Origin of the sequence: Pseudomonas sp. SK, from assembly GCF_012975065.1 — a bacterium.
GTDB classification, from domain to species: domain Bacteria; phylum Pseudomonadota; class Gammaproteobacteria; order Pseudomonadales; family Pseudomonadaceae; genus Aquipseudomonas; species Aquipseudomonas anuradhapurensis.
This window is the reverse complement of the sequence record NZ_CP051857.1, coordinates 3,870,361-3,888,568: the sequence shown is the minus strand read 5'-3', so window position 1 is coordinate 3,888,568 and position 18,208 is coordinate 3,870,361. Positions and strand designations below refer to the sequence as shown.

The 18,208-nt window shown below is 63.4% G+C and carries 17 protein-coding genes; 3 read left to right on the top strand and 14 right to left on the bottom strand.

The features are described 5' to 3' along the window. Positions 1 to 15: 15 nt before the first annotated feature. The 6 genes from HG549_RS17830 to gcl all read right to left on the bottom strand — a co-directional run bounded on the left by HG549_RS17830 (position 16) and on the right by gcl (position 7,696). Complete coding sequence (locus tag HG549_RS17830) at positions 16 to 888, bottom strand: urea transporter (RefSeq protein WP_170031025.1); 873 nt, start codon at positions 886 to 888, stop codon at positions 16 to 18. Between the two features lie 187 nt (positions 889 to 1,075). Further along, entirely contained in the window at positions 1,076 to 2,491 is a 1,416-nt protein-coding gene (gene pyk / locus HG549_RS17825; RefSeq protein WP_170031023.1) for a pyruvate kinase, read from the bottom strand. Continuing rightward, positions 2,488 to 3,762 (bottom strand): glycerate kinase, encoded by a 1,275-nt coding sequence (locus HG549_RS17820; RefSeq protein WP_170031021.1) that lies wholly within the window; start codon positions 3,760 to 3,762, stop codon positions 2,488 to 2,490. Before HG549_RS17820 ends, pyk begins: the two co-directional genes overlap by 4 nt. Before the next feature lie 259 nt (positions 3,763 to 4,021). Then, the gene (locus tag HG549_RS17815; RefSeq protein WP_170031019.1) at positions 4,022 to 4,915 is read right to left on the bottom strand and encodes a 2-hydroxy-3-oxopropionate reductase; all 894 of its coding nucleotides are present in this window, start codon (positions 4,913 to 4,915) and stop codon (positions 4,022 to 4,024) included. A 153-nt stretch (positions 4,916 to 5,068) separates the two neighbouring features. Next, positions 5,069 to 5,851 (bottom strand): hydroxypyruvate isomerase, encoded by a 783-nt coding sequence (hyi, locus tag HG549_RS17810; protein ID WP_170031017.1) that lies wholly within the window; start codon positions 5,849 to 5,851, stop codon positions 5,069 to 5,071. A 69-nt stretch (positions 5,852 to 5,920) separates the two neighbouring features. Continuing rightward, positions 5,921 to 7,696, bottom strand: a complete 1,776-nt coding sequence (gene gcl / locus HG549_RS17805; protein WP_170031015.1) for a glyoxylate carboligase — start codon at positions 7,694 to 7,696, stop codon at positions 5,921 to 5,923. Positions 7,697 to 7,952: 256 nt separating this feature from the next. Here gcl and HG549_RS17800 point away from each other — a divergent pair, with 256 nt between their 5' ends. Further along, positions 7,953 to 8,393, top strand: a complete 441-nt coding sequence (locus tag HG549_RS17800) for a heme-binding protein (RefSeq protein ID WP_170031013.1) — start codon at positions 7,953 to 7,955, stop codon at positions 8,391 to 8,393. 119 nt (positions 8,394 to 8,512) lie between these two features. Here HG549_RS17800 and HG549_RS17795 read toward each other — a convergent pair whose 3' ends face one another. After that, complete coding sequence (locus tag HG549_RS17795) at positions 8,513 to 9,124, bottom strand: TetR/AcrR family transcriptional regulator (protein ID WP_013973538.1); 612 nt, start codon at positions 9,122 to 9,124, stop codon at positions 8,513 to 8,515. 132 nt (positions 9,125 to 9,256) lie between these two features. Between HG549_RS17795 and HG549_RS17790 the strand changes: the two genes are divergently transcribed. Beyond that, the gene (locus HG549_RS17790) at positions 9,257 to 10,171 is read left to right on the top strand and encodes a DUF808 domain-containing protein (RefSeq protein WP_170031011.1); all 915 of its coding nucleotides are present in this window, start codon (positions 9,257 to 9,259) and stop codon (positions 10,169 to 10,171) included. Positions 10,172 to 10,289: 118 nt separating this feature from the next. Here the strand turns inward: HG549_RS17790 and HG549_RS17785 are convergent, their stop codons facing one another. The 7 genes from HG549_RS17785 to puuE form a co-directional block, all read right to left on the bottom strand. Continuing rightward, positions 10,290 to 11,072, bottom strand: coding sequence for an outer membrane protein OmpK (locus HG549_RS17785; protein ID WP_170031009.1), 783 nt, complete (start codon positions 11,070 to 11,072; stop codon positions 10,290 to 10,292). 350 nt (positions 11,073 to 11,422) lie between these two features. Further along, a complete protein-coding gene (locus HG549_RS17780; protein ID WP_170031007.1) occupies positions 11,423 to 12,208 on the bottom strand; it encodes an outer membrane protein OmpK in 786 nt (261 codons plus the stop codon). 153 nt (positions 12,209 to 12,361) lie between these two features. Then, entirely contained in the window at positions 12,362 to 13,714 is a 1,353-nt protein-coding gene (locus tag HG549_RS17775; protein WP_170031005.1) for a nucleobase:cation symporter-2 family protein, read from the bottom strand. Positions 13,715 to 13,923: 209 nt separating this feature from the next. Then, positions 13,924 to 15,252 (bottom strand): urate hydroxylase PuuD, encoded by a 1,329-nt coding sequence (locus HG549_RS17770; protein ID WP_170031003.1) that lies wholly within the window; start codon positions 15,250 to 15,252, stop codon positions 13,924 to 13,926. A 59-nt stretch (positions 15,253 to 15,311) separates the two neighbouring features. Beyond that, positions 15,312 to 15,815 carry an ureidoglycolate lyase gene (locus tag HG549_RS17765; protein WP_056801462.1) on the bottom strand — a complete coding sequence of 168 codons (504 nt, stop codon included), beginning with the start codon at positions 15,813 to 15,815 and terminating at the stop codon, positions 15,312 to 15,314. 57 nt (positions 15,816 to 15,872) lie between these two features. After that, entirely contained in the window at positions 15,873 to 16,388 is a 516-nt protein-coding gene (gene uraD / locus HG549_RS17760) for a 2-oxo-4-hydroxy-4-carboxy-5-ureidoimidazoline decarboxylase (RefSeq protein ID WP_170031001.1), read from the bottom strand. Beyond that, entirely contained in the window at positions 16,388 to 17,314 is a 927-nt protein-coding gene (gene puuE / locus HG549_RS17755; protein WP_170030999.1) for an allantoinase PuuE, read from the bottom strand. Before puuE ends, uraD begins: the two co-directional genes overlap by 1 nt. A 408-nt stretch (positions 17,315 to 17,722) precedes the next feature. On the opposite strand from puuE, the gene uraH reads away from it, so the two are divergent. Continuing rightward, the gene (uraH, locus tag HG549_RS17750) at positions 17,723 to 18,076 is read left to right on the top strand and encodes a hydroxyisourate hydrolase (RefSeq protein ID WP_170030997.1); all 354 of its coding nucleotides are present in this window, start codon (positions 17,723 to 17,725) and stop codon (positions 18,074 to 18,076) included. Positions 18,077 to 18,208: the final 132 nt, after the last annotated feature.

Genomic DNA, 18,208 nt, shown 5'->3' with positions numbered 1-18,208 from the left:
CCTAGGGGTTGCCTTTCAGCTGTGCAAGCGGCTGGCGTTGCGCTGCCTGGGCTGGGCCAGGTGGCTGCCCAGGTGCATCAGCCAGCAGGCGGCGACGAAGGGCGCGGTCAGGCCGGGCAGCGGCAGCCATTTGAACAGCGGTTGCATCAGCAGGGCGAGGACGATGGCCAGCAACGTCACCCAGGGCTTCTCACCTTGCCTGCTGAAGGCCAGTGCCGCCAATGCCGCGTTGAAGCCGTAAAGGCCCAGCCACGCAGCCTGTGCCTGATCGGTGAGCAACGCCAGGCCGCCACCGATGGCCGAGCCGAGCACTGCCCACAAGGCGGCATAGGGGTTGGCAAGGAACATGCCGACGATGATCAGCAGGCCGGCCAGCGGCTGGTCGAGCAGAAAAATCTGCCCCACCCCGCGCGCCAGGGCATACAGCGGGTCGGCTTCGACGAAGCCTGCCGGCGCGGGCGTAGCGATCAGCAGGGTGACCCAGCCGAGCAGTACGAAGGGTGCGGTGTAGGCAACCAGCAGCTTGCCGCCACGCTTGCGCCATTGGTGGGTGATGATGCTGGACAGGCCGCCGGCGGCGATGATCAGCGGTGGCAGGATGGCCGACCAGGGCAGCACGGCGCTGATCAGGATGCCGATCAGTACGCCGTTGTAGCTGTACAAGCCGGCCTGGCGATCGGCGCGGTCGTAGCCGCGGGCCTGGGCGGTGAGCAGCCCGGCGAGAGAGCCGAGCAGGGCGCCACCAACCAGGTTGGGCGCAGTGAGCAGGATAGCCAGCAGGCAACACAGGCCGCACAGGGGGTTGCGCAGCAGCAGCACCTGGCTGAAGCCGTTGAGCAGCGCCGTGGCCCAGTCGGGGCACGGGTTGACGAAATTCTTGGTGTACATCGGGGCAGTCAGTGAGGTTGATGGGGAGCGGTGGGCCTCTTTGGGCCTCGGGTTTTCCGCAGTTGTGTGCGACACCACCGACCCTGTGGGAGCGGGCGTGCCCGCGAATGCGTCAGCTCAGGCAACATCGTTGTCCCTGCTGGCCTCTTCGCGGGCACGCCCGCTCCCACAGGAGAGATGCGCTGATTCAGATCAAGGTTTCGATCCGCAGCGTATTAGTCGACCCCGGCTTGCCGAACGGCACACCGGCGGTGATCAGCAGCGTGTCGCCACGGCTGGCCATGCCTTGCGCCTGGGCAATCTCCAACGCGGTGGACACCACCTCGTCCACCTGGCGCAGGCGGTCGTTGACCACCGAGTGCACGCCCCACGCCACGCTCAGGCGGCGCGCGGTGTTCAGGTTCGGCGTCAGGTTGAGGATCGGTGCCCGTGGGCGCTCGCGCGCAGCACGCAAGGTCGAGGCGCCCGACTCGCTGTAGTTGACCAGCACCGCCACCGGCAGGATGCCGCTGATCCGGCGGATCGCGCAGCTGATGGCGTCCGACACGGTGGCTTCGGCCTTCGGCCGACCCACGTCGAGCTGGGCTTGGTAGTCCGGGCCATTCTCCACCTGGCGGATGATCTTGCTCATCATCTGCACGGCTTCCGCCGGGTAGTCACCCGAGGCGGTCTCGGCCGACAGCATCACCGCGTCGGCACCCTCGGCCACGGCATTGGCCACGTCGGTGACTTCGGCACGGGTCGGGGCCGGCGAGAAGCGCATGGATTCGAGCATCTGCGTGGCCACCACCACCGGTTTGCCCAGCTGGCGGCAGGTGCCGATGATGCGCTTCTGGATCTGCGGCACGCTTTCCGCCGGCACTTCCACGCCGAGGTCGCCACGGGCCACCATGATCGCGTCCGACAGCTCGGCGATGGCTTGCAGTTGCTCGACTGCCGACGGCTTCTCGATCTTTGCCATCAGGTAGGCGCGGTCACCGATCAGTTGGCGTGCTTCGGTGATGTCTTGCGGGCGCTGGACGAACGACAGGGCCACCCAGTCCACGCCCAGTTCCAGGCCGAAGGCCAGGTCGCGGCGGTCTTTCTCGGTGAGCGGCGAGAGGTCGAGTACCGCTTGCGGCACGTTTACCCCTTTGCGGTCGGACAGCTCGCCACCGGCCAGCACTTCGGTGTCGATGGCGTCGCTGTGCTTGGCGGTGACGCACAGGCGCAGCTTGCCGTCGTCGAGCAGCAGGTCCATGCCTGGCTCGAGGGCGGCAATGATTTCGGGGTGCGGCAGGTTCACCCGGCGGCTGTCGCCCGGGGCCTTGTCCAGGTCCAGGCGCAGGGCCTGGCCGCGTTGCAGCTGGACCTTGCCTTCGGCAAAGCGGCCAACGCGCAGCTTCGGCCCCTGCAGGTCCATGAGAATGCCCAGCGGGTAGTTCAGTTGCTGCTCGACCTCGCGAATCCACTGGTAGCGCAGCGCGTGGTCGGCGTGTTCGCCGTGGCTGAAGTTGAGGCGGAAGATGTTCACCCCGGCTTCGACCAGTTGGCGGATATCGTCGATGCCTTTGATCGCAGGGCCGAGGGTGGCGAGGATCTTCACTTTTTTATCAGGCGTCATGATTGGGCAGTCTCGAGAATCAGGATGGCGCGGAAGTCGTTGACGTTGGTGCGGGTTGGCTCGGTGACGATCAGCGCATCCAGCGCGGCGAAGTAGCCGTAGCCGTTGTTGTTGTCCAGCTCGTCGCTGGCCGACAGGCCCAGCGCTTCGGCGCGGGCGTAGCTGCCCGGGGTCATCAAGGCACCGGCGTTCTCTTCCGAGCCATCGATGCCGTCGGTGTCGCCGGCCAGGGCATACACCCCTGGCAGGCCCTTGAGGCTCTCGGTCAGGCTGAGCAGGAATTCGGCGTTGCGCCCGCCACGGCCATTGCCACGCACGGTGACGGTGGTTTCGCCACCGGAGAGGATCACGCACGGCGCCTTCAGCGGCTGGCCATGCTGGACGATCTGCCGGGTGATGCCGGCATGCACCTTGGCCACTTCGCGCGACTCGCCTTCCAGGTCGCCGAGGATCAGCGGGCTGAACCCGGCCTGGCGCGCCTTGACCGCAGCGGCCTCGAGCGACTGCTGGGGCTTGGCGATCAGCTGGAAGTGGCTGCGGGCCAGGGCCGGGTCATCGGCCTTGACGGTTTCCGAGGCTGGGTTGTTGAGCCAGTCGATGACCGCTTTGGGGGCCTCGATGTTGTAGCGCTTGAGGATGGCCAGGGCATCGGCCGAGGTGCTCGGGTCGGCCACGGTGGGGCCGGACGCGATCACCGTGGCGAGGTCGCCCGGTACATCGGAAATCGCATAGGTATAGACCGTGGCCGGCCAGCAGGCCTTGGCCAGGCGGCCGCCCTTGATCGCCGAGAGGTGCTTGCGCACGCAGTTCATCTCGCCGATGGTGGCGCCGGACTTGAGCAGCGCCTTGTTGACCTGCTGCTTGTCGGCCAGGGTCAGGCCCTCGGCGGGCAGGGCCAGCAGCGCCGAACCACCGCCAGACAGCAGGAAGATGACGCGGTCGGCTTCGCCGAGGTTGCTGACCAGCTCCAGCACGCGCTTGGCCACGGCCAGGCCGGCGGCATCGGGGACCGGGTGAGCGGCTTCGACCACTTCGATCTTCTGGCAGTTGGCGCCATGGCCGTAACGGGTGACGACCAGGCCGGAGACTTCGCCCTGCCAGCTTTTCTCGACCACTTCGGCCATGGCGGCGGCGGCCTTGCCGGCGCCGATGACGATGACCCGGCCGCTACGGTCGGCGGGCAGGTAGGGTTCGAGGACTTGGCGCGGGTGGGCGGCGGCGATGGCTGTGTCGAACAGCTCGCGGAGAAGTTTTTGCGGATCGACCGACATGGCAGGCTCCCAGTTTATTGTTGTTCTGCACAATCAAGAACGCCCCTGGAACTGCCTCCGTGCAGGCTGAACCAGGGGCGGGTGTTGCTCGGAGTCACCGCTGAGACTGTGGTCGCAGGTTCAGCGGTGTGGGTCTGCAATCCTGGGGGCGCTTTGCGCCCCTTTCGCGACGCAAGGCCGCTCCTACAGGGAATCGCGTACCGCTTGTAGGGGCGGCCTTGTGTCGCGATAGGGCTGCGTAGCAGCCCCCGGATTCAAATTACTTGTCGTCGCGGATCGAGAAGTTGGCCATGTGCTCCAGGCCTTTGATCAGCGCCGAGTGGTCCCAGTTGCCGCCGCCCAGGGCCTGGCAGGTGTTGAACACTTGCTGGGCATTGGAGGTGTTGGGCAGGTTGATGCCCAGTTCCTTGGCGCCTTGCAGGGCCAGGTTGAGGTCCTTCTGGTGCAGGTTGATGCGGAAGCCTGGGTCGAAGGTGCCCTTGATCATGCGCTCGGCATGCACTTCGAGGATCTTCGACGAGGCGAAGCCACCCATCAGCGCTTCACGCACCTTGGCAGGATCGGCACCATTCCTGGCGGCGAACAGCAGGGCTTCGGCCACGGCCTGGATGTTCAGGGCAACGATGATCTGGTTGGCCACCTTGGCGGTCTGGCCGTCGCCGTTGCCACCCACGCGGGTGATGTTCTTGCCCATGGCTTCGAACAGCGGCAGGGTGCGCTCGAAGGCCTTCGGGCAGCCACCGACCATGATGCTCAGGGTGGCGGCCTTGGCACCCACTTCACCACCGGACACCGGGGCGTCCAGGTAGGCAGCGCCAGTGGCCTTGATCTTCTCGGCGAAGGCTTTGGTCGCGGTCGGCGAGATCGAGCTCATGTCGATCACTACCTTGTTCGGGCCCACGCCCTCGGCCACGCCGTTTTCACCGAACAGGACGCTTTCGACCTGTGGGGTGTCCGGCACCATGATGATGATGAACTCGGCTTCCTGGGCCACTTCCTTCGGGTTGGCCAGGGCCACTGCGCCAGCGGCGATCAGGTCCGCTGGGGCGGCGTCGTGGTGGGTGGAAACGAAGATGCTGTGACCTGCCTTTTGCAGGTTCTGCGCCATGGGCTTGCCCATGATGCCGGTGCCGAGGAAACCGATTTTAGCCATGAGAATGTGCCTCTTTGTATTTGTGATATCTCAAGCGAGCCTTGGCCCCCCTGTGGGAGCGGGCTTGCCCGCGAAGCAGACAACTCGGTGGGTGGCACCGGCTTCGCCGGTGTTCGCGGGCATGCCCGCTCCCACAGTGTTCCGCGTTGTTTGTTAAATTGCGTTATGGGTCTTCAGCCAGCCCAGGCCCGCTTCGGTGGTGGTCAGCGGCTTGTACTCCGCGCCCACCCAGCCCTGGTAGCCGATGCGGTCCAGGTGCTCGAACAGGAAGCGGTAGTTGATCTCGCCGGTGCCAGGTTCGTTGCGCCCCGGGTTGTCGGCCAGCTGGATGTGGTTGATCAGCTTCAGGTTGGCTTCCATGGTCCGCGCCAGGTCTCCTTCCATGATCTGCATGTGGTAGATGTCGTACTGCAGGAACAGGTTGTCGCTGCCCACTTCGGCCTGGATTTCCAGGGCCTGTTTGGTGGTGTTCAGGTAGAAGCCGGGGATGTCGCGGGTGTTGATCATTTCCATGACCAGGCGAATCCCGGCGGCTTTCAGCTTGTCGGCGGCGTAGCGCAGGTTCTCCACGAAGGTCTTGCGCACGGTGGCGCAGTCCGGGCCTTGTGGGCGAATGCCGGCCAGGGCGTTGACCTGGGTGTTGCCCAGCACCTTGGCGTATTCGATGGCCTTGTCGACCCCGGCGCGGAACTCCGCGACGCGGTCCGGGTGGCAGGCGATGCCACGCTCGCCTTTGGCCCAGTCGCCGGCCGGCAGGTTGAACAGCACCTGGGTCAGGCCGTTGGCCTCCAGCTGCTGCTTGATCTCGGCGGCGCTGAAGTCATACGGGAAGAGGTATTCGACGCCGCTGAAACCAGCATCGGCGGCAGCCTTGAAGCGGGCCAGGAAGTCCTGTTCGGTGAACAGCATGGACAGGTTGGCAGCGAAGCGAGGCATGGTGTGTCTCCTTGCGGTGAAGGCCCCCGGCGCCCCTGCAACAGGGGCCGGCACGGGGGCGTCAGGCGATCAGTCCAGCAGCGAGATGGCGGTTGGCGCGTCGTTGCCGACCAGGGCCAGGTCTTCGAACTCGTTGACCGCGTTGATCTCGGTGCCCATGGAAATGTTGGTGACGCGCTCGAGAATTACTTCGACCACCACCGGTACGCGGAACTCTTCGGCCATCTTCTGCGCCTTGAGCAGGGCAGGGGCGATGTCTGCCGGCTCGAACACGCGGATGGCCTTGCAGCCCAGGCCCTCGACCACGGCAACGTGGTCGACACCGTAGGTGGCGGCGTCGGTGGCGTTGATGTTCTCGAACGCCAGTTGTACACAGTAATCCATGTCGAAGCCACGCTGCGCCTGACGGATCAGGCCGAGGTAGGCGTTGTTCACCAGCACGTGCACGTACGGCAGGTTGAACTGCGCGCCCACCGCCAGTTCTTCGATCATGAACTGGAAGTCGTAGTCACCCGACAGCGCGACCACCTTGCGTTTCGGGTCGGCCTTGACCACGCCCAGGGCAGCAGGGATGGTCCAGCCCAGCGGGCCGGCCTGGCCGCAGTTGATCCAGTGGCGTGGCTTGTACACGTGCAGGAACTGCGCACCGGCGATCTGCGACAGGCCGATGGTGCTGACGTAGCAGGTGTCCTTGCCGAACACCTGGTTCATCTCTTCGTAAACGCGCTGCGGCTTGACCGGCACGTTGTCGAAGTGGGTCTTGCGCTGCAGGCTGGCCTTGCGCTGCTGGCAGTCTTCCAGCCAGGCCTTGCGGCACTTCAGCTTGCCAGCGGCCTTCCACTCGCGGGCCACTTCGAGGAACACGTCCAGCGCCTTGCCGGCGTCGGAAACGATACCCAGGTCGGGGGTGAACACCCGGCCGATCTGGGTCGGCTCGATGTCGACGTGGATGAACTTGCGGCCTTCGGTGTAGACGTCGACCGAGCCGGTGTGGCGGTTGGCCCAACGGTTACCGATGCCGAACACCAGGTCGGATTTCAGCAGGGTGGCGTTGCCATAGCGGTGCGAGGTCTGCAGGCCGACCATGCCGACCATCTGCGCGTGGTCGTCAGGGATGGTGCCCCAGCCCATCAGGGTCGGGATGACCGGTACGCCGGTCAGTTCGGCGAACTCGACCAGCTTGTCGCTGGCGTCGGCGTTGATGATGCCGCCACCGGCAACCAGCAACGGGCGCTCGGCGTCATTGAGCAGGGCCAGGGCTTTTTCGGCCTGTACGCGGGTGGCGGATGGCTTGTGCACGGGCAGCGGTTCGTAGGCGTCGATGTCGAACTCGATCTCGGCCATCTGCACGTCGAACGGCAGGTCGATCAGTACCGGGCCTGGGCGGCCGGTGCGCATTTCATAGAAGGCTTTCTGGAACGCATAAGGCACCTGGCCCGGTTCCAGAACGGTAGTGGCCCACTTGGTTACCGGCTTGACGATGTTGGTGATGTCGACCGCCTGGAAGTCTTCCTTGTGCAGGCGCGCGCGCGGCGCCTGGCCGGTGATGCAGAGGATCGGGATGGAGTCGGCCGAGGCACTGTACAGGCCGGTGACCATGTCGGTGCCGGCCGGGCCGGAGGTACCGATGCACACGCCGATGTTGCCCGGGTTGGCGCGGGTGTAACCCTCGGCCATGTGCGAGGCACCTTCGACGTGGCGAGCGAGGACGTGATCGATGCCACCGACTTTCTTCAGGGCCGAGTACAACGGGTTGATGGCAGCCCCCGGGATGCCGAACGCGGTATCTACACCTTCACGGCGCATGACCAGAACGGCTGCATCGATTGCTCTCATTTTGCTCATGGTTTGTGCCTCATCGATTTTGTAATTGTATACAACTTGCTTTGCGCCAGAGTGTATTCATGGCTGGCCGCTCAGGTCAACGGGTTTTCGTCGGCAGTGGATGCTTTCGTTCGAGCGCCCAAGAAAACGGGCGTTTGCATCATCGCATACGATCGTTTCAAAATATTGTATACAAAAATGCAACTCGTTGTGTTCTATTGGTCCTATTGTTTTCAACTGCCCTCAGGGCTTCTCACAACAAGAAGAGGACCTTTCCATGAACGCTTTGAACCTGAAAGTCGCGGTCAGCCTGGTGAATGCCGCGCTGGCGGCGGGCCGCAAGATCAATGCTGCACCGCTGACCGTGGCGGTGCTGGACGCCGGCGGCCACCTGCTGGCGCTGCAACGCGAAGACGGTGCCAGCCTGATTCGCCCGCAGGTGGCTACTGGCAAGGCCTGGGGCGCGATTGCGCTGGGCAAGGGGTCGCGCTTGCTGGCGCTGGATGCGCAGCAACGGCCAGCGTTCTTTGCCGCGCTGAACGGCTTGGGTGAACGGCCGGTGGTGCCGGCGCCGGGTGGCGTGCTGGTGCGTGATCAGGACGGCAAGGTGCTGGGGGCGGTGGGGATCAGCGGCGATACCTCGGATATCGACGAGCAGTGTGCGATCAGTGCGATCGAAGAGGTGGGGTTGCGGGCGGATGCCGGGGTAGCAGCCTAGCGCTCTATTACCTGTTCCGGCCTATTCGCGGGCGCGCCCGCTCCCACAGGGCCCCCACAGCCTTCCGAACTGTGGTGATCCTGTGGGAGCGGGCGTGCCCGCGAATGGCCTTTGGGGGCTCAGGCTACTTCGGGCTCACAACCCTTGAGCACCATGCGGATGATGGTTTCGGCCGCCGCGTCATAATCGCTGTCGGCCAGCTTGGCCTTGCCGGTCACCGCCGAAATCTGCCAGTCGAAATCGGCATAGGTCTGGGTCGCTGCCCAGATGCTGAACATCAGGTGATGCGCGTCGACGTGGGCGATCTGCCCGCGGTCGATCCAGCGCTGGATGCACTCGATGTTGTGCCGGGCCTGCTCGTTCAGTTGCGCCACCTGGTTCGGCGACAGGTGCGGGGCGCCGTGCATGATCTCGCTGGCGAACACCTTGGACGCATGCGGCAGGTCGCGCGAAATGCGGATCTTCGAGCGAATGTAGGCACTCAGCACTTCTTTCGGGTCACCGTCGGCGTTGAACGGGGTCGAAGCCTGCATGATCGGCGCGATGATGCTTTCCAGCACCTCGCGATAGAGGTTGTCCTTGGACTTGAAGTAGTAGTACACGTTCGGCTTGGGCAGGCCGGCCTTGGCCGCGATATCGCTGGTCTTGGTGGCGGCGAAGCCCTTGTCGGCGAATTCCTCGCTGGCCGCGCGCAGGATCAGTTCCTTGTTGCGCTCGCGAATGGTGCTCATGGTCAGGGATCTTCCTCGTGTCTGGCCACCTCTAAGAGGGATCGGGCATGGTAGCACCGGGCTCGACGGGGGCTCAAGGCAGCGGCTTTGCGCTAGAATCGGCAGCATTCATTCATGCGGAAGCAGACAAACATGGCAGGAAGCAGTCTACTGGTACTGATCGACGACATCGCCACGGTGCTCGATGACGTCTCGCTGATGACCAAGGTCGCAGCAAAAAAGACCGCAGGTGTGCTGGGCGATGACCTGGCGCTGAACGCCCAGCAGGTCACTGGCGTGCGCGCCGACCGCGAGCTGCCGGTGGTGTGGGCGGTGGCCAAGGGGTCGCTGCTGAACAAGGCCATCCTGGTACCGGCGGCGCTGTTGATCAGTGCGTTCATACCCTGGGCGGTGACCCCGCTGCTGATGCTGGGCGGTGCCTACCTGTGCTTCGAGGGTTTCGAAAAGCTGGCGCACAAGTTCCTGCACAGCAAGGCGGAGGACGAGGCCCAGCACGAGGCGCGCAAGGAGGCGTTGGCGGATGCCAATGTCGACCTGGTGGCCTACGAGAAGAGCAAGATCAAGGGCGCGGTGCGCACCGACTTCATCCTTTCCGCGGAAATCATCGCCATTACCCTGGGCATCGTTGCCGATTCACCGTTGAGCCAGCAGGTCATCGTGCTGGCGGGCATTGCGGTAGTCATGACCATCGGTGTGTACGGGCTGGTGGGCGGCATCGTCAAGCTCGACGACCTCGGGCTGTGGATGACGCGCAAGGCATCCCGCCTGGCCCAGGCAGTGGGTAACGGTATCTTGTGGGCCGCGCCGTACATGATGAAGAGCCTGTCGGTGATCGGCACTGCGGCGATGTTCCTGGTCGGCGGCGGGATCCTGGTGCATGGCATCGCGCCACTGCATCACGCCATCGAGGCGTTCAGCGAGGGGCGTGGCGGGGCGTTGACCATGGCGCTGCTGAACGGCGGCGTCGGGGTTGTGGCTGGTGCGGTGGTGCTGGCCCTGGTAAGCCTGGCAGGAAAGCTGTGGCGGGCGGTTCGGCCTGCCAATTGAAGTGCGTGGCCGGGGCGAAGCCCCGGTTCGCGGGTAAACCCGCTCCTACAGGGTGCGCTGCGCCTGTGGGAACGGGGTTGGCAGCGAATGGGCCGCAACGCGGCCCCGAAGGTTCAACTCAGAAATGAACCTTGAGCAAGAAGCTCATGGTGTTCTGGTCAGTGGTAAAGGCATCGGAATCCTTGATGCCGTACTTGTTCTTCCAGTAGTCGTATTCCACACCTACGTACAACTGCTTCTCACCCAGGTGCAAGGCCTTGCCCAGGTCGTACTTGATCTGCGGGTTGAAGTGCAGGTTGGCCTGGTAGGTGCCGCGACGGTTCTCGTCGTTGTCCACCACCCAGTCCATGAAGCCGTCGATCAGCAGGTCGGAAGAACCGACCGGGATGGTGTACGACCACACCGGGGTAATCTGCCATACGTTGTCGCCAGCGCGGCTGCCATCGGTGGTGCGGTTGTAGAAGTTCAGCTGGAAGTAGTCGAACCCGGGGATGGCCAGGTCGAAGCCGGGGCCGATCAGGTACGACTCGGTGTCACCCTCGCCGAACTCGTAGGTCATCGCCAGCAACACATCCTTGACCGGGCCGAACTCGAGCTTCTGATCGAAGATCTTGCCGAAGGACAGGCGCGGGCTGATCTCGCCATAGTAGGTGTTCGGGCCGTTGCCGGCGTCTTTCTGGCCCTGGTAGAAAATCTTGTCGACGAAGATGAAGTTGTCGCCGTACTTCCAGGCGTCGGCGTGCTCGAAGGTGAGCGTTTGCTGGATCGCCGGGTTGACCTTGAAGTTCTTGCCCCACAGGTAGGTCAGGCTGTTGTTCTGCCATTGCAGCAGGTCGCCGCCAAAGGTGGTGCCGCAGGCCAGCAGGCCGCCGGCGAGGATCAGGCTGTTGATGGTACGCATTGCGAGTTTCGCTCCCTTGATTGATCTGTTGTCAGCGCGTTATCGCGCTTTTTTTGTCTTTCGAGTCAGTTTTTTTCGATAGGCCACAGCTGTTTGGCAAGGGTTGAGCCAACTTTCCCGGGCTGGCAAAACCTTCCTGCTCGACTTCGTTCTGAACGGATGAAAAGGGTCTTTCAGGCTGGCAACACGTTGGCCAACCGCCCGTATTCATTGACTGAGCGGTCAGTAAACGCAGGCAGAATCCGTTCTGCCCTGATCGAGGGGGCGCGCAGATTACTGGCTTGCGCGCCTTGCCTCAAGTGCTCCGTCCTGGAGCGCGACGGACCAAACTTGTGCGTTTGGTCAGTTTTTTAGAAGTGCACCTTGACCAGCGCACTGGTGACGCTCTGGTTGCTGTCGACGTTGCCTTGGCTGTCGATGCCGTACTTGTCCTTCCAGTAGCTGTACTCGATGCCCACGTACAGCTGCTTGGCGCCCAGGCCGAGGGCTTTGCCCAGGTCGTACTTGACCTGCGGGTTGAACTGCAGGTTGGCGTGGTAGGTCCCGCGACGGGTCTGGTCGTTGTCCACCACCCAGTCCATGTAACCGTCGATCAGAATGTCGGACTTGCCCACGGGCACGGTGTAGGACCAGGCCGGGGTGATCTGCCAGACGTTGTCACCGGGGCGGCTGCCTTCGGTGTTACGCAGGTAGAAATTCAGGGTGAAATAGTTGAAGCCGGGGATGGCCAGGTCAAAGCCAGGGCCGATCAGGTAGGCCTCGTTGTCGCCCTCGCCGCGCTCGTAGGTCATGGCGACCAGCACATCCTTGATCGGGCCCAGTTCGAACTTGTGGCCGGTGATCTTGCCCAGCGACAGGCGCGGGCTGAACTCCCCGTAGTAGCTGGTGACGCCTTTGCCGGGGTCGGCCTTGCCGTTGTAGAAGACCTTGTCGACGAACATGAAGGTGTCGCCGTACTTCCATTTGTTGGCGTGCTCGAAGGTGATCGTCTGCTGGATGCGAGGGTTGACCTTGAAGTCCTTGCCATACAGGTAGGTCAGGCTTTCGCCGTGCCACTGCAGCCATTCCCCGGCGTGGGCGGGGAGGGTGGCCAGCAGGCTGCTGCCCAGCAGGAGGGACGAGGTGATGCGTTTCATGTTGTGGTTCCCGGACTTATTGTTTTTGTTGGGTTTTTTTGGCGCGCAGGCGCCCCGGGCGGCCCATTCCGGCGGGCCGACGGTGCAGCGTTTACGACGAGGTCGAGGCAGGGGCGGCAGTGCGCCGCCCCCTGTTGCTCCAGGCGGGTTGCTTCAGTGCTGATGGCAGGCGTTGTGCGCCGCGCGATCGGCACCGCCGAGGATGTTGAACAGCACGTTCAGCACCAGCGCACTGACCGTGGCCATGGCGATGCCACTGTGGGTGATGGGTTCCATCCACTGCGGCATCTGGGCAAAGAACTCCGGGCGTACCACAGGGATCAGCCCGAAGCCGACGCTCACCGCAACCAGCAACTGGTTGCGGCGGTCGCCAATGTCCGCCTCCTGCAAAATCTTGATCCCGGTGGCGGTAACCATGCCGAACATGGCGATGGAGGCGCCGCCCAGTACCGCAGGCGGGATCGAGGCAATCAGCAAGGCCGCCTTGGGCAGCAAGCTGAGCAGGATCAACAGCGCGCCGGCCACCACGGTGACATAGCGGCAACGTACCCCGGTCATCTGCACCAGGCCGATGTTCTGGGCGAACGAGGAGTGGGTGAAGGTGTTGAAGAAGCCGGCGACGAAGGAGGCCCCGGCATCGCACAACAGGCCGCGACGCAGCATGCCTGGGGTCACTTCACGGCCGGTCACCTTGCCCAGCGCCAGGAACATGCCGGTGGACTCGACGAAGATGATCACCACCACCAGGCACATGGACAGGATCGGTGCCAGGCTGAAGGTCGGCATGCCGAAGTGCAGTGGGGTGACCACTTGCAGCCACGGTGCCTGGCCCAGGCCCGACAGGTCGACCATGCCGATGGCACCGGCCAGGATATAGCCCAGGCCCATGCCTACCAGCACCGACACGTTGACCCAGAACCCACGCATGAAGCGGTTGATCAGCAGGATCACCGCCAGCACCAGGCCGGCCACCAACAGGAAGATCGGCGCACCGAAGGTACCAGCCTGCTGGCCGCCGCCGGCCCAGTTGACCGCCACCGGGAACAGTGACAGGCCGATCGAGGTGATCACCGTGCCGGTGACCAGGGGTGGGAAGAACCGTACGACCTTGGACATGAACGGCGCGATCAGCATGCCGAAGAACCCGGCGGCGATGGTCGCGCCGAAGATCCCCTGCAGGCCCACGCCGGGCATGCCGGCCATGGCCACCATGCTGCCGACGGCAGCGAAACTGGCCCCCATCATCACCGGCATGCGGATGCCCACTGGGCCGATACCGAATGACTGGATGATGGTGGCGACACCCGCTACCAGCAGGTCGGCGTTGATCAGGAAAGCGACTTCTTCACGGGACAGCCCGGCGGCCTGGCCAATGATCAGCGGCACGGCGATCGCGCCACCGTACATCAGCAGGACATGTTGCAGGCCAACCAGGATCAGCTGGAGCAGGGGCAAGGGCTCTCGCGGCGGCGCAACAGGGATATACGCCTTGCGTGACTCGGACATGCAGCACCTCGAGTTTTGTTTTTATTCTCGGATCCAAGCGCCGGCACCAAGCGGCAGGCTCTCGCTGAGGAGAGCCTGGGGTTCCCGCCTGGGGCTGACGCTCGATGCTTGCTTGTTGCATCAATCTTCAGGTTCGAGGCCGGGTCTGCCGGCCTCTTCGCGGGTAACCCCGCTCCCACAGGAAGCGGTGTTGCCCCGACAGGGGTGTTTCAGTTGACCGGCGCGCCCTTGGCGATCCAGTCACCGACAAGCTTGCGCTCTTCGGTGGTCATCTGGGTGATGTTGCCCAGCGGCATGATCTGGCTGGCGACCGCTTGCGCCTGGATGCGCGCGGCCTGGGCCTGGATCTGCTGCGGGGTGTCGAACATCACGCCGGCAGGCGCGCTGCTGAACAGTGGGCTGGTCGGCTTGGACGAGTGGCACACGGTGCAGCGTTCCTGGATGACATTGTGGATCTTGTCGAAGCTCTCGCCGCCCGCCTGGGCCGTGGCCTGGGCTGGGGCTTCGGCGGGCGCGGCAGGTGCTGCGGCAGCCTTGGCGGCGTCCTCGGCGCGTTGCTCGGCAGCGGTCTTGCCACCGACCGCGGTCGCCGGCAGCGGCTGGTACTCGATCTTCGCTGCGGCCTGCTCTGGGCTGGTAGGCATCGGCTTGGGGCCGGTCACGTAGGCCAGGCAGATCATCGCCAGGGCACCGACCGGCAGGGTCCAGGCGTACTTGTTGCTGTCATGGCGGGTGTTGAAGTAGTGGCGGATGAGTACCGCGGCTACTGCAATACCGGCCAGGATCAGCCAGTTGTACTGGCTACCGTAGGTGCTCGGGAAGTGGTTGCTGATCATGATGAACAGCACCGGCAGGGTGAAGTAGTTGTTGTGGCGCGAGCGCAGCAGGCCCTTGGCCGGCAGTACCGGGTCGGGCGTCTGGTTGTTCTCGATCGCCGCCACCAACTGGCGCTGGGCCGGCATGATGATGCGGAACACGTTGCCGACCATGATGGTGCCGATGATCGCGCCAGTGTGCAGGTACGCACCACGGCCGCTGAACACCAGGCTGAAGCCCCAGCAGGCGGCGATGATCAGCACGAACAGCACGGCACCGAGCAGCGCTGGCTTCTTGCCCAGGGGCGAGTCGCACAGGAAGTCGTAGATGAACCAGCCGGCGATCAGCGAGCCGATACCGATGGCCACGCCTTCGGCACCGCTCAAGGTGCTGCCAGGGGCCAGCAGGTACAGCGTCGGGTTCCAGTAGAACACCACGCACAGCAGGGCGATACCGGACATCCAGGTGAAGTAGGCTTCCCATTTGAACCAGTGCAGGTTCTCGGGCATTTTCGGTGGTGCGAGCTTGTATTTCTCCAGGTGGTAGATACCACCGCCGTGAATTGCCCAGAGATCACCCGACAACCCATCGCGCGGGTTGCTTCGGTTCAGGTGGTTCTCCAGCCAGACGAAGTAGAACGATGCACCGATCCAGGCTACGCCGGTGATCATGTGAACCCAGCGAATGCTCAGGTTCAGCCATTCGTGAAGGTGTGCTTCCACAGTATGTACCTCTTGCCGGTCACCCGCTCAGGCTGGGCCGTTGCATGACCGACCTTTTCTTATTGGTGGGGATTGAGGATCAGCATCTGTTCCTCGGTGAAGTAATGCTCGTCGCAGTTGTTGCCAGAACCGCTGCGATCAACCACCAGGAAGTCATCCCGCTTTTCGATCGTCAGCACCGGGTGGTGCCAGACGCCGCGATGGTAATTAACGCCCTGCCTGCCATTACTGCGGAAGGCTCGGACCAAGCCTGATACAGGTGCATCGCCAACCGGCGCGACCACGATCAGAAAGGGGTTGCCGAGCAGCGGGATGAAAGCCTGGCTGCCCAGCGGATGGCGTTCCAGCATGCGCACGGTCAGCGGCATGTCCAGCGCGTCGGCGCGGAAGATGCTGATGATCGCCTTGTCTTCAGGCTCGGCGGTTTCCACCGTGGCGAGCTTGTGGAAGCGCATGGTCGAGCCGTTGTTGATCATGAAGTGGTCGCTGCCATCGGTTTCGATCACGTCTCCGAAGGGGGCGAAGGCTTCTTTGCTCAGGGGCTCGATCATCAGGGTGCGCATGCGGATATCTCTTCTATGTTCGTTGTTCTGGTTCAGGTTCAAGCGTTGCCGCGCCGGTTACAGCTGCAGCAGGCGGAACAGCGCGATCAGGTTGATCTGCGCCAGGGCTTCCTTGAATTCGGCATCGGCGTCGTTGTGGATGCGCTTTTCGAAAGCGGCGAGGATCTGGTGCCGGTTGCTGCCTTTTACCGCCATGATGAACGGGAACTGGAATTTGGCCTTGTAGGCGTCGTTCAGCTCGGTGAAACGGGCGAATTCTTCCGCGGTGCACTGGTGGATACCGGCGCCGGCCTGCTCATTGGTGCTCGACTCGGTCAGTTCGCCCTGGATGGCTGCTTTGCCGGCCAAGTCCGGGTGCGCGTTGATCAGCGCCAGCTGCTCGGCGTGGCTGGCGCTGAGCAGGATGTCGCTCATGCGCTGGTGCAGCGCCTCGATCTCGTCCAGTTCAGCCAGCTGGCCCAGGTCGTAGGCTTTTTCCGCAACCCAGGGCGAGTGCTCGTAGATGTCGGCGAAGGCCTTGACGAAGGCTTCACGGTCCAGGGCGGATGGCTTGAGGGTCTTGAAGGCGGTCATCAGGCGTTCTCTTTCTGGTACGGGTGGGTGGTGTGCCAGTGGCGGGCGATGTCCACGCGACGGGCGAACCAGACCTGGTCATGGCTTTTGGCGTAGTCGACGAAGCGCTTCAGCGCGGCCAGGCGCGCCGGGCGCCCGACCAGGCGGCAATGCAGGCCGATCGACAGCATTTTCGGTGCTTCGGCACCTTCGGCGTACAGCACATCGAAGGCATCCTTGAGGTACTGGAAGAACTGCTCGCCGCAGTTGAAGCCTTGTACCTGGGTGAAGCGCATGTCGTTGGTGTCGAGGGTGTAGGGGATCACCAGGTGCGGCTTGCCGGTGGGGTTGTTCGGCTCCCAGTAGGGCAGGTCGTCGTCATAGGTGTCGCTGTCGTAGAGGAAGCCACCTTCCTCCATCACCAGGCGACGGGTGTTCGGGCCGGTGCGGCCGGTGTACCAGCCCAGCGGGCGTTCGCCGGTGATTTCGGTAAGGATGCGGATGGCTTCGAGCATGTGCTCGCGCTCCTGGGCCTCGTCCATGTACTGGTAGTCGATCCAGCGGTAGCCGTGGCTGCAGATCTCATGGCCGGCTTCGACCATGGCACGGATCACGTCGGGGTGGCGCTGGGCGGCCATGGCCACGGCGAAGATGGTCAGCGGTACGCCGCTGTCCTTGAACAGCTTCAGCAGGCGCCACACGCCGGCGCGGCTGCCGTACTCGTAGAGCGATTCCATGCTCATGTTACGCACGCCCTGCAGCGGCTGGGCAGCGACCATTTCGGAGAGGAACGCTTCGGATTCCTTGTCCCCGTGCAGAATGTTGCGTTCGCCGCCTTCCTCGTAGTTGAGGACAAAAGACAGCGCGATGCGAGCGTTGCCCGGCCATTGCGGGTGAGGAGGGTTGTTGCCGTAACCGATCAGGTCGCGAGGATAGTCAGCGCTCACTGCAGTCTTCCTTCTTGTGCGTTTGTGCGGGGGTGGGCGGGCCGCGTCGGGATGTCGCACCACCGGATGGGCTGATTGTATACAACTTCTGAAATCATTTGTAAGCCTGTTTTTCCGCATTTCTTCCCTTTTGTCGCTTGGCAGCGGCCCGGAATTTCATTGCAAGAAACCTGCCTGATTGGTCAGCTTGTGACGTTGTCGTCGGCTCGGAGCCTGAGTTGCCTGTGTATTTGCCAACAAAAGGGAGTGGCTGGACGGGAAACGCCCGGTGAAGCGGATTGGTTCAAAAAATTGTGTACAATCTTTCGTTCAAATGTCTTAATGGTGTCCTTCCCGCGCATCGATGGCCTTTGCCGTGATGCTGGCCGTGTATTTTTTGCCCACAGATTGAACAAGAGGCGACAAGCAATGGGACGTTTGACCACACACGTACTGGATGCCGCGCATGGCTGCCCGGGCAGCTCGATCAAGGTCGAGCTGTACCGTGTCGAAGGCCAGCAGCTGGAGCTGGTGAACACTGCCCTGACCAACAGCGATGGCCGCGTCGACGCGCCGCTGCTGCAGGGTGACGACTACCGCACCGGTGTCTACCAACTGCAGTTCAGTGCCGGCGATTACTACCGCGCCCGCGGCGTGCAGCTGCCGGCCCAGGCGTTCCTGGATGTTGTCGTGCTGCGTTTTGGCATTGACCAGCAGCAAGAGCACTACCACGTGCCACTGCTGATCTCGCCGTACAGCTATTCGACCTATCGTGGAAGCTAGTTGGTCGCTAGAAGAATCTTCGTAGGTCCTTGGCCCGCTCTCACACTGGCGGGCTTTTTTTCGTCTGCTGTTTGTCGCCGGCCAGCCAGTTGCCATCTGATCGCTAGCGCGGGCCCTTGTAGGAGCGGCCTT

Excerpts from the sequence above, each read along its gene's own strand:
- HG549_RS17830 (WP_170031025.1), bottom strand. The coding sequence starts at position 888 with ATGTACACCAAGAATTTCGTCAACCCGTGCCCCGACTGGGCCACGGCG.
- pyk (WP_170031023.1), bottom strand. The coding sequence starts at position 2,491 with ATGACGCCTGATAAAAAAGTGAAGATCCTCGCCACCCTCGGCCCTGCG.
- HG549_RS17820 (WP_170031021.1), bottom strand. The coding sequence starts at position 3,762 with ATGTCGGTCGATCCGCAAAAACTTCTCCGCGAGCTGTTCGACACAGCC.
- HG549_RS17815 (WP_170031019.1), bottom strand. The coding sequence starts at position 4,915 with ATGGCTAAAATCGGTTTCCTCGGCACCGGCATCATGGGCAAGCCCATG.
- hyi (WP_170031017.1), bottom strand. The coding sequence starts at position 5,851 with ATGCCTCGCTTCGCTGCCAACCTGTCCATGCTGTTCACCGAACAGGAC.
- gcl (WP_170031015.1), bottom strand. The coding sequence starts at position 7,696 with ATGAGCAAAATGAGAGCAATCGATGCAGCCGTTCTGGTCATGCGCCGT.
- HG549_RS17800 (WP_170031013.1), top strand. The coding sequence starts at position 7,953 with ATGAACGCTTTGAACCTGAAAGTCGCGGTCAGCCTGGTGAATGCCGCG.
- HG549_RS17795 (WP_013973538.1), bottom strand. The coding sequence starts at position 9,124 with ATGAGCACCATTCGCGAGCGCAACAAGGAACTGATCCTGCGCGCGGCC.
- HG549_RS17790 (WP_170031011.1), top strand. The coding sequence starts at position 9,257 with ATGGCAGGAAGCAGTCTACTGGTACTGATCGACGACATCGCCACGGTG.
- HG549_RS17785 (WP_170031009.1), bottom strand. The coding sequence starts at position 11,072 with ATGCGTACCATCAACAGCCTGATCCTCGCCGGCGGCCTGCTGGCCTGC.
- HG549_RS17780 (WP_170031007.1), bottom strand. The coding sequence starts at position 12,208 with ATGAAACGCATCACCTCGTCCCTCCTGCTGGGCAGCAGCCTGCTGGCC.
- HG549_RS17775 (WP_170031005.1), bottom strand. The coding sequence starts at position 13,714 with ATGTCCGAGTCACGCAAGGCGTATATCCCTGTTGCGCCGCCGCGAGAG.
- HG549_RS17765 (WP_056801462.1), bottom strand. The coding sequence starts at position 15,815 with ATGCGCACCCTGATGATCGAGCCCCTGAGCAAAGAAGCCTTCGCCCCC.
- uraD (WP_170031001.1), bottom strand. The coding sequence starts at position 16,388 with ATGACCGCCTTCAAGACCCTCAAGCCATCCGCCCTGGACCGTGAAGCC.
- uraH (WP_170030997.1), top strand. The coding sequence starts at position 17,723 with ATGGGACGTTTGACCACACACGTACTGGATGCCGCGCATGGCTGCCCG.